The organism is Staphylococcus sp. GDX8P80P (genome assembly GCF_017893095.1).
Lineage (GTDB): Bacteria > Bacillota > Bacilli > Staphylococcales > Staphylococcaceae > Staphylococcus > Staphylococcus borealis.
This window is the reverse complement of the sequence record NZ_JAESMI010000181.1, coordinates 1-1924: the sequence shown is the minus strand read 5'-3', so window position 1 is coordinate 1924 and position 1924 is coordinate 1. Positions and strand designations below refer to the sequence as shown.

Sequence of the window (1924 nt, the reverse complement as noted above, 5' to 3'; positions counted from 1 at the left end):
GACCTACATGATGAATGGATTTATTCTTCAAGAAAATACATCAATTTTGATAAGTAGAAATGGTAAAAACATTGTATAGCATTTTACACAGGAGTCTGGACTTGACTCATTTTTAGAATGCCATAAACATCTTCAAGTATATATTTCATTAACTTACATTTGTATTTAGGGAGAATAAAAAATCCTCCCAATTATTATTGGAAGGATTATCTATTCATTTATACTAAATAAGAGTTTTTTGTCATTCGACAAACAAAACATCTAGTTAAACTGATTTAAAAAAAATGGATGACTAATCCTATATCTTAGTACTTTGAAACTTATTCATTTCAAATTAGAAGAATACAGATTAGTTAATTATCTTCCACCCAGTAGTCCATTCATATTTGAAGAAAATACTAGCATAATTGAGTTATCAAAATAATATTAATTGCATTAATATTATTTAAAAATTCACCTTATTATATCAGCTATATACCTTGTTCAATACTATTGGCTATTTTGATAATTACCATATAATTGACCACAAGCAGCGTCAATATCAATCCCAAATTGACTTCTAATTGTGACATGGATACCAGCAGACTTCAAAACTTTGTAAAAGGCTTCTACCTGCCCTTCGTTTGCTTCTCCATACATCTCAGGTGCACTTATTGTAGGATTGTATCGTATCAAATTTACATGATATAACTTCCCTGATTTATAGCGACTTTTAAGAAGGCTAACAACTTCGTTTGCATGCTCAAGAGAATCATTTACACCAGGCAACATGATATAAGCTATATATACTTTCCTTGAAGTTAATCTTATATGTTCATCGAGTATATTCATTACCTCATCTATTGGGTATCTATCATTTATTGGCATCAATTTGCTGCGTTCCTCACTATAAGGTGAGTGTAATGAAAATGTAAGATTTACTTGAGGATATTCCTGGGTTATTTTTTTGATACTAGGTATAATACCAATCGTTGATATAGAAAGTCTACGAGGACTTAATGCAAATAAATTAGGATCCGTAAACGAATCAAGAGCATCAAATACTTGACGGTTGGCTAGAGCTTCACCCATTCCCATAAAAGAAATGCTATCAATTTGATGACCTAATAAATGGAAGTATAAAACTTGATCTGTTATCTCATCTACAGTTAGGTTTTTTTTCAATCCAATGTCGCCTGTAGCACAAAATTTACACCCAAAATTACATCCGCATTGTGATGATATACAAAATGACTCCCAACCTGCTTTATACTTCATGTTTACCGTTTCTACTCTCTCATTCTTTGATACTTCAAAAAGCACTTTCGTAACTTGCTCTGAATTTTGCTCTGCTAAGAGCTTGATATTCAAAACTGTTTCTCCAAAATTATTTATTAAATCCTCCCTAAGTAATTTTGGAAGAACCTTCATATCCTCAAATCGACTAATTCTTTGTTTAAAAATCGCATTGGTTATTTGTTTTATTCTATAATCAGGCTCATTATTACTTCTTAAAAATTCCTGTATTTTACCATACTTTGTTTTATTATTAAAATTCATTTCTTTCATCCTTTCACAATTTGCTCTAGTGGTAATTAGAATAATTGGAAAGGAGTAGCAGTCCCTAAGAATCAATTTCTTTTTGCACACAAAAAAAACACAGATAAAAATTACCGGTGCCGAAAGTCAAAACATACAAATATGCATATTTCACTACATAAAACAAGTATGTTGATGATCTTGTTTTAAACTTATCCATAGTAGAGGCAAAGCTCCGGCAACTGTTTTTATATCATTGTTTAGTTTAAAAAAGGACAGACTACTCCCTTTAATAGCTAAAATAGCTATTACCTCCTTTCACTAATTAATATACTTAGCCTGTACTGTAACATTTTAATATTCAAATGTAAATATTAAAGTTAGCAACGATAAAGTCCGTATAATT

1 protein-coding gene is annotated in these 1924 nt (G+C 30.4%); it reads right to left on the bottom strand.

All coding sequences use genetic code 11. From position 1 onward, the window contains the following. Positions 1-489: 489 nt before the first annotated feature. Complete coding sequence (cfr, locus tag KA858_RS12165; RefSeq protein ID WP_001010505.1) at positions 490-1539, bottom strand: 23S rRNA (adenine(2503)-C(8))-methyltransferase Cfr; 1050 nt, start codon at positions 1537-1539, stop codon at positions 490-492. Positions 1540-1924 lie beyond the last annotated feature (385 nt).